10 protein-coding genes are annotated in these 6,749 nt (G+C 54.0%); 1 reads left to right on the forward strand and 9 read right to left on the reverse strand.

All coding sequences use genetic code 11. The annotated features are described in order from the left end of the window. Nucleotides 1-16: 16 nt before the first annotated feature. Both E4634_RS09505 and E4634_RS09510 read right to left on the reverse strand, forming a co-directional pair. Complete coding sequence (locus E4634_RS09505) at nt 17-529, reverse strand: gamma-glutamylcyclotransferase family protein (protein ID WP_135443183.1); 513 nt, start codon at nt 527-529, stop codon at nt 17-19. Next, a complete protein-coding gene (locus E4634_RS09510; protein WP_135443185.1) occupies nt 522-908 on the reverse strand; it encodes a carboxymuconolactone decarboxylase family protein in 387 nt (128 codons plus the stop codon). The genes E4634_RS09505 and E4634_RS09510 overlap by 8 nt, the downstream gene beginning before the upstream one ends. 134 nt (nt 909-1,042) lie before the next feature. Between E4634_RS09510 and E4634_RS09515 the strand changes: the two genes are divergently transcribed. Continuing rightward, nucleotides 1,043-1,456 (forward strand): EthD domain-containing protein, encoded by a 414-nt coding sequence (locus tag E4634_RS09515; RefSeq protein ID WP_135443187.1) that lies wholly within the window; start codon nt 1,043-1,045, stop codon nt 1,454-1,456. Between the two features lie 22 nt (nt 1,457-1,478). On the opposite strand, the gene E4634_RS09520 is transcribed toward E4634_RS09515, so the two are convergent. The 7 genes from E4634_RS09520 to E4634_RS21685 all read right to left on the reverse strand — a co-directional run. Beyond that, nucleotides 1,479-2,294: a DMT family transporter gene (locus E4634_RS09520; RefSeq protein WP_240725131.1), complete on the reverse strand. Its 816-nt coding sequence runs from the start codon at nt 2,292-2,294 to the stop codon at nt 1,479-1,481. A 174-nt stretch (nt 2,295-2,468) separates the two neighbouring features. Beyond that, nucleotides 2,469-2,639 (reverse strand): excalibur calcium-binding domain-containing protein, encoded by a 171-nt coding sequence (locus E4634_RS22030; protein ID WP_346763338.1) that lies wholly within the window; start codon nt 2,637-2,639, stop codon nt 2,469-2,471. 205 nt (nt 2,640-2,844) lie between these two features. Beyond that, nucleotides 2,845-3,147 carry a hypothetical protein gene (locus E4634_RS09530; protein WP_135443193.1) on the reverse strand — a complete coding sequence of 101 codons (303 nt, stop codon included), beginning with the start codon at nt 3,145-3,147 and terminating at the stop codon, nt 2,845-2,847. 171 nt (nt 3,148-3,318) lie between these two features. Then, nucleotides 3,319-3,723 carry a GFA family protein gene (locus tag E4634_RS09535; RefSeq protein WP_135443195.1) on the reverse strand — a complete coding sequence of 135 codons (405 nt, stop codon included), beginning with the start codon at nt 3,721-3,723 and terminating at the stop codon, nt 3,319-3,321. Nucleotides 3,724-3,986: 263 nt separating this feature from the next. Continuing rightward, entirely contained in the window at nt 3,987-4,484 is a 498-nt protein-coding gene (locus tag E4634_RS09540) for a VOC family protein (protein WP_206046843.1), read from the reverse strand. A gap of 1,345 nt (nt 4,485-5,829) precedes the next feature. Beyond that, on the reverse strand, nt 5,830-6,435 hold the full coding sequence (locus tag E4634_RS09545) for a hypothetical protein (RefSeq protein WP_135443197.1): 606 nt from the start codon (nt 6,433-6,435) through the stop codon (nt 5,830-5,832). A 119-nt stretch (nt 6,436-6,554) separates the two neighbouring features. Further along, a partial coding sequence (locus E4634_RS21685) for a hypothetical protein (protein WP_206046844.1) occupies nt 6,555-6,749 on the reverse strand: 195 nt, incomplete at its 5' end.

The raw sequence follows: 6,749 nt of genomic DNA on the forward strand, positions 1-6,749 counted from the left end.
TCTGACACCTGTTTTTTCAGCGTCGGTGGACCGCGAATTCCAGCGCGCCACGCTGTACGTCAGGGTCACTCACTACAGCGACGCTTTCGATGGCGCGGCGCACGTAATCCGCCGGCAGTGCCGCATCCCGCGCACCGGCGAGCACATGTTGCAGGTACCAGTCGAAGGGCAGCAGGGTAGGGTCGATCGCCGTCGCCACGTAGGTAGAGGCAGCGCAGCGTGTGCCGCGGCTACAGCTCAACTCCACCTGTTTTTCATCATAGCCCCGCTCGAGACCTTCGATCTCGTCGAGCACAGCCTTGCCGGACAGGTGCACCGCGTAGAGCATGCCCAGCACCGCATCGTTTTCACTACCGGTAAAGAACGCGTCGCATTTGGCCGAGCCGTCCGTGCCACGCTTGTGGAAGCGCAAGGTGTACCCGGACAGGCGGCGCTGGCCAAGAGGCAGGGCGCCGGGCACCCGAGCGCAAAGGCGCGCCAGGGACATGTTGGAGCCATAGGCAAAGTACAGGAGCCGCCCTTCAGTCATGCTCCGCCTGCCACTCCTCGACCACCTCGCGGGCCGCGCGAAACGCCTCTATACCCGCGGGCATACCGCAATACACAGTGGCGTGCAGAAGGACTTCCTGTATCTCCTCCACACTGCAGCCGTTGCGCAAGGCGCCGCGCACGTGACCCTTGAGTTCTGCCGAGGCGCGCAGGGCGACCAGTGTGGCGATGGTGACCAGGCTGCGCGTCTGCCGCGGCAGACCGTCGCGGGTCCAGACCTCGCCCCAGCAGTTCGCCGTCACCATTTCCTGTAGCGGGAGGGTGAACGGCGAGGCCGAGGCCAGGGCCTTGTCGACAAACGCGTCGCCCATGACTTCCCGGCGCGCAGCCATTCCCGAATCAAACTTGGTATCGCTCATTGGTCGAATGATCTCCGTAGTAGGTGTATCGACAGCTCCGGAACCCGGGCCCCATTTGACAGCCTAGCAAGCATTGCACAAACTCTCATTCGATCTTCGCGCACCTAGAATAAACATCAATCCAGGGTAGCCCAGTGTTCAAACAAATCTGCTTCTTTCGCAAACACCCCGACATGACCATGGACGAGTTCCTGGACTACTACGAGAACCAGCACTCCCAACTCTCCAAGCGCCAGGGCCGCGCGCCGTCGATTCCCAATGCCGTGCGCTATGTGCGGCGTTATCTGCACCCGGAAAAGAACCCGGTGACCGGCGAGGTCCACGACCCCGGTTATGACTGCATCATGGAAATCTGGTGGAACAGCCGAGAGGACTTCGAGAACTCGCAGAAAATCATCGCCGCGCCGGACCGCATCGACTTCGTGAAGGAGGACGAGGCGAAGCTGTTTGCCAGCCACGCCAACCCGGTGTGTTCGGTCGTCGAATACGACTCGCCGATGGGACCCAACGGGGAGCAGACCAGCGTCGAGGTGAAGTACGCGGACTGAACGCGCGCGAGACGACCCGACGCTACGGCGACCGGACTCGCTGCCCGCCGAGGATAAACAGGCAGACGCCGCCCAGCACCGCGATGGCCGCGATCACCAGGCGCAAGGTGAGCGCTTCGTCCAACAGTAATATTCCACCGAGTGCCGCGATCACCGGCACGCTAAGCTGAATAGTGGCCGCCGTGGTGGCGCGCAATGCCGGCAGTACCGCATACCACAACGCGTAGCCAAGGCCCGATGCGAGTGCGCCCGACGCCAGGGCATAGGTAATACCGAGCGCACTGGTCGTTTCTTCCTCGCCACCACAGATCCAGTACAGTAATAGCACCAGAGGCAGGCTGCGCAGGAAATTCCCGGCACTCGCCGACGTCGGGGCGACAGCACCGCGCCCGCGCAGGGAATACAGGCCCCAGGCGCCACCCGCCAATACCATCAGCAGCGCAGCCGCGAGCGGCGGCGCTGTCACCCCCGGCAGAAGTAGCCAGAGCAGTCCGGCAAAGGCCGTGACGGCGCCCAGGGCCTGTCGGAGCTGCAGACGCTCCCCACTCCACAGTCCCACCACGATCATCGTGATCTGCACTGCGCCAAACAGCAGCAGTGCGCCGGCGCCAGCATCCAGACCGATATAGGCAAATGAAAATCCGGCCGCGTAGGTGAACAGAGCGAGTGCTGAGATCCAGTCGCCGCCGACCGACCATTTGCGCTGCCTCAGCGAGACAATCAGGTACAGGCAGAGTGCGCCGGAGAACAGACGCAACAGTGTGAAACTGGCCGCGCCAACGCTACCGGACGCGAGCGCTTCACGGCATAGCAGCGAATTCGCCGCGAAAGCGATCATCACAAGTGTGCTGAGCAGGGCTATTCGGGTTGGCATCGTTCGTATGATGTCGTGATTTGTGGAAACGGCAAGGTGTCAGGCGACAGCATCACGTTGATTCGCATGTGTGGTGTGCTTTGCATCTACGGTGACCACAGGGTGCGGAAAAGTCCGGATCTCCGATGTTGATCCACGCTAAAATCGAGAGTCGTTTTCACAGGGTACGCCATCGCGATCGCCATCCATCTTCGTGTTCGGGCAGTGCCGGAGAAAGAACTCGGCCTCAGCACGCGAATGCATCTGGCTACAGTACTGGCGGCCATCACAGCGGAACCCGGGCGTAGTCCGGGTTGTGGTCGCCGGCATGTAGACACTGCCAGTTTGCTCCACGACCGGAATGTTCTCCCTTGATTGGTAGAACTGCCATCCGCCTATGACGAGCGCGAGGAGCACCAGCAGCTTCTTCACGCTATTCGAACCGAAAGCCGGCTGAGGTGGCGACCAGGAGTCCGTGAATCAGCACCGCGGCACTACTGCGCAGCGGTCGAACGTTGTTACGCATCCGCCCCCCCTAACTGAAATACCTGTAGATTCCGAATATCACACTGACGCCGATGATCAGTAGAACTATACGCCCTACCCCGGTCTCTGCCGCCGGAGGCTGAAGAGATGGGTCCGGCGGATTCTGGGTGATATAGGCATCGACCCGTTCTTTTGCCGTCTTCAGGTCGACTCCTTGTTGCTGGCGCAACAACTTGATCGCAGCGACCTTTCGGTTCGCCCTGATCTCGGCGATGACCTCCTCCGGCATATCAATTTCAGGTTTCACAAGAATTTTTCCCGATGCCAACGCTAGTGATGCCAGGGTGATCAACGGAAGATCCAGCCGAAGAAATCGGGGCGCTGGCTTTCACTCCATCAAGCAAGACTAAAAGACATCTATTTGTCTGGCACGCCAGATCTTGTTGCCTGCAATCCATGTTCTACCTCGCGCGGTTGAACCTGCCAATAAAGAACTCGGAATATTCCGAAGTCCATAGCCATCTCAACTGTCGGGAAAGTCCGGGAAAGACGGGATATGGCCCAGACTTTCTTCCCACGAAGCTTGCCTTGCGAAAAAGATATGCGCCTGTGGGGGTATCGGCACATCGCCATCGAGACTCCCCGCTGGAACAATGCAGATGTTCCCGCCCATCGAAGTATTGGGCAACGCAGAACCGCAGTTGGCACAGAAGCTCTTAACGTGCCGTGTACCTTCAAGATTGAAATCTCGCACATCGCCCTCACCGGACAACCAGGTCAACGAGTCGGCATGGGCAAAGAGGTTGGCCGCATAAGCAGAACCGGTATCTTTGCGGCAGTAGCTGCAGTGACAAATAAAGAACTTGTCAAACACGCCTTCGACACTGAACGAGACTTGGCCACACAGGCAGGAGCCAAAAACCGCCATGAATTACCCTCTACTTTGATCTTCAGTAGTGATGCGAAAGTTTAGCGATGGCCTATAGATCGCAGAAAAAGATAAAAGGCAGCTACAGGCTATTGCTTTGGCATTCTTCGGGGTACTGAATCAAAGACGAGTGTTTCGTCGCTGGTACATCGCCCGTGTTGAAGCTCTAGCGGCTTTATCTGATGCGCTCCAACACTTCAGGCGGTGCTCCACATTAGCGGTTTCCGGCGCAGAGCGCCTTTACTGCCCTGACTTGTTAGGCACTATTCTCCAGCTGGAGGCTCCCAAAGCTCTACCTTATTTCCCTCAGGGTCTATTACCCAACCAAATTTACCAAACTCCGATTCTTCGGTTTTATCCAGAACATTACAACCTTCTGCGCGAAGTACGGTTAATAGCTCACTTAAGTTGGCAACTCGATAATTAACCATAAAGGGTGAGTTGCTAGGTTTAAAATTTTCACCATTATCAATCATCCAAGCTGTTGTACCAGCGTAAGGCTTTCCTTCGCTATCTACCCACCTAAAGGATGTTCCCCCCCAAACCTGAACATCTATACCAAGATGGTTTTTGTACCAATTCTGGAGCATCTCTGGATCTTTGGCTTTTATAAAAATACCACCGATCCCTGTTACCCGAGTCATGTTTTCGCCCCCAATTTGAACCTTGCTATCCGTCGACGTTTCAGACGATTCACCAGCATTTGAAAGAGTTGATATAAAGCATATAGAAATCACACAAAGAAGCATTTTGTTCTTCATTAAATTCTCCTTGAAAAGTTCGCGACCTGTAGATTGATTGCCGAACGCTTCGAGTTGGAGCCCGCGGTATCGGATCCCGGCGAGAAGCGCCGTTGCTGCATTGACTTGTTAAGGCTGCCCATACCAAACCTCTAACGGAACTATGAAATAGATTATCAGTGCCACGCTTGGAATGACTAGCAGCAACCAAGAAGAATGCCCTAATAGAACGACTCCTCTATTCTTAGATATTCGATACTTTCCAGTAAGCAAAAAATACAAAAAATATAAGAAGCCAGAATTCGCTGCGCTCTTAGACTCGCTTACAAGCTTCCAGACTTCATTATCATAATTCTTCACCGACCAGACGAAACCACCTACTACTAGCCAAAAAAGTAGTATTGCTATGAGTGTAAATTGTTCTGGCAGCGTCACCCCGGCGCCCTAACGCCGCCAGCAGCGGGCGCACAGACCGCGCAGCGGTTTGGGCGTCCGGGAGCGAACTGCCTGGCCTTGTTATGTGGCACGACAGATACCTGATTGGTAAACCTGCATATTAGCCCTAATGCACAACCTGCTTGGCAACTGACAATTCGGTTGCGGACTCTGCCCAACCCAGATGTTGCATGTTCGAACCCAACTTTGAATCACCGGGGAGTGGCGAAAGGCTTAGCCATGTCACCGGAAGATGACGCTGGCAGCCGAAAGATAAAGAATGCCTGGGTAACCAACGAATGCATTTACTTAATACCCACTTGGAACTACCACATAACGCTTCAAGCAGGGGCCCGCGTTGGCGCGTCCCGGCGCGAAGCGCCCTTGCTCTGCCTTGACTTGTTAATGTGACTAACAAACCTCAATATTCTTTACCTCAGACCCGAAGTAGCAAGCCAGAAACTCATACGAGCCAACGTCACAGCAACCCAGGTACTTAGTTTCAAACTCTACCTCTCGCCCTAACTCGAGTTCCTTGCAAGTACCAGAATAGTAATATATTTCATTCACAGCTTTTTGCTGTGTGTTTTTGAAGTTGCCCGTTGGGCTATGAAATTCTCTAGATACAGTTAGAGCACTGCCGGAGATTTGAAATTTGCTCCTCTTTGGGTCATTAGAATTTCTGTATATCGCTGCCGAGTGAATGTACTGCATCACAGGTAAGCACGCCTGGACTTTATATGTCGGCGGACCCAGATCCCGGTGCCATGCGGTGCCCGCACAATCAGCATTTATAGTCGACGAATATCCAATCAAAACTATAAATGAATTGAGATATCGCTTCATCACATTAACGCCAATCATATGGGGCGTGCCGCCGCACAGCGGTGGCACGTCCCAGCCACCCGACGGGTGGCGACTGATGTACTTGTTATGAATTTTCTTGCTCATTAGCTGCAAAGATTCGCTCGACTTCGGTTCGCAAAGGGCCAAAAAAGAACTTCTTTCCGAGTAAGACGAGGCACTCAGCTTCAGGATCAAGTAGCTTGAATATTTTGCCTACGGGATGATCAGCCAATTCATGTGACTCAATCATTGGTGTAGGAAAGAAATAGCCAGCATCATTTGAAAGCACATAGGTATCAAGCTTTTCATCAAAGTGTTCCCATGCGTTCCTTAGATCTCTATCGGAAAGCGGAGATTCTTCCGTGATTTTGAATTGTTTCCTGAGCTTCTCACCTCTCGCGAGCTTCAATTCGTATTGCTTGAGTTCCGTTTTTTTCTTCCCAGCGGTTGAAGGCCAGAAGTATCGTGACAATGCACCAACGTGACCAACAGCCTCTTGCACTGCGCTAATCTGTGACGCTGGATCAGCGTTTTCCTGAGCCAAATAGTCGTACAACTCAAATGCTGCCAACGCTCGTTCTGCAGAATAACGGATTGAGATACCGTAAAAAGCCATGTGCATTGGCTGTATGCCACCACATGTATCTAACGTAATTTCGGCTCGGTGCTCTAACTCTTCGTTCGAGATCATCTATTACTCAATGCGCTTTTTAATTCATAACGCTTCAAGCAGGGGCCCGCGTTAGCGGGTCCCGGCGCGAAGCGCCCTTGCTGCCTTGACTTGTTAAGCGATTACCCATTTTTCTGTACTTAGACCTTCAGTGGCTCGGCCCCTTTGTGAAGCATATTTGGATCTGGGCCTCGCTCTACTACTTGGGCCATTCTTTCTTTTGCTTCGTTATGCGCGCCAGACCAAGGATAACCTTTTCCAGTGAAATGTTCCTTTCGCATCAACCAAATTGTTTTATTGGTTCTGTCGCCGAATACGTCCTTTTTAACCCCAGT

The organism is Mangrovimicrobium sediminis (assembly GCF_004745945.1).
Taxonomy (GTDB): Bacteria; Pseudomonadota; Gammaproteobacteria; order Pseudomonadales; family Halieaceae; genus Mangrovimicrobium; species Mangrovimicrobium sediminis.

What these genes read in the sequence shown, in the direction of transcription:
- E4634_RS09510 (WP_135443185.1), bottom strand. Translation starts at nt 908, where the DNA reads ATGAGCGATACCAAGTTTGATTCGGGAATGGCTGCGCGCCGGGAAGTC.
- E4634_RS22030 (WP_346763338.1), bottom strand. Translation starts at nt 2,639, where the DNA reads ATGCCGGCGACCACAACCCGGACTACGCCCGGGTTCCGCTGTGATGGC.
- E4634_RS09505 (WP_135443183.1), bottom strand. Translation starts at nt 529, where the DNA reads ATGACTGAAGGGCGGCTCCTGTACTTTGCCTATGGCTCCAACATGTCC.
- E4634_RS09520 (WP_240725131.1), bottom strand. Translation starts at nt 2,294, where the DNA reads ATGATCGCTTTCGCGGCGAATTCGCTGCTATGCCGTGAAGCGCTCGCG.
- E4634_RS09545 (WP_135443197.1), bottom strand. Translation starts at nt 6,435, where the DNA reads ATGATCTCGAACGAAGAGTTAGAGCACCGAGCCGAAATTACGTTAGAT.
- E4634_RS09540 (WP_206046843.1), bottom strand. Translation starts at nt 4,484, where the DNA reads ATGAAGAACAAAATGCTTCTTTGTGTGATTTCTATATGCTTTATATCA.
- E4634_RS09535 (WP_135443195.1), bottom strand. Translation starts at nt 3,723, where the DNA reads ATGGCGGTTTTTGGCTCCTGCCTGTGTGGCCAAGTCTCGTTCAGTGTC.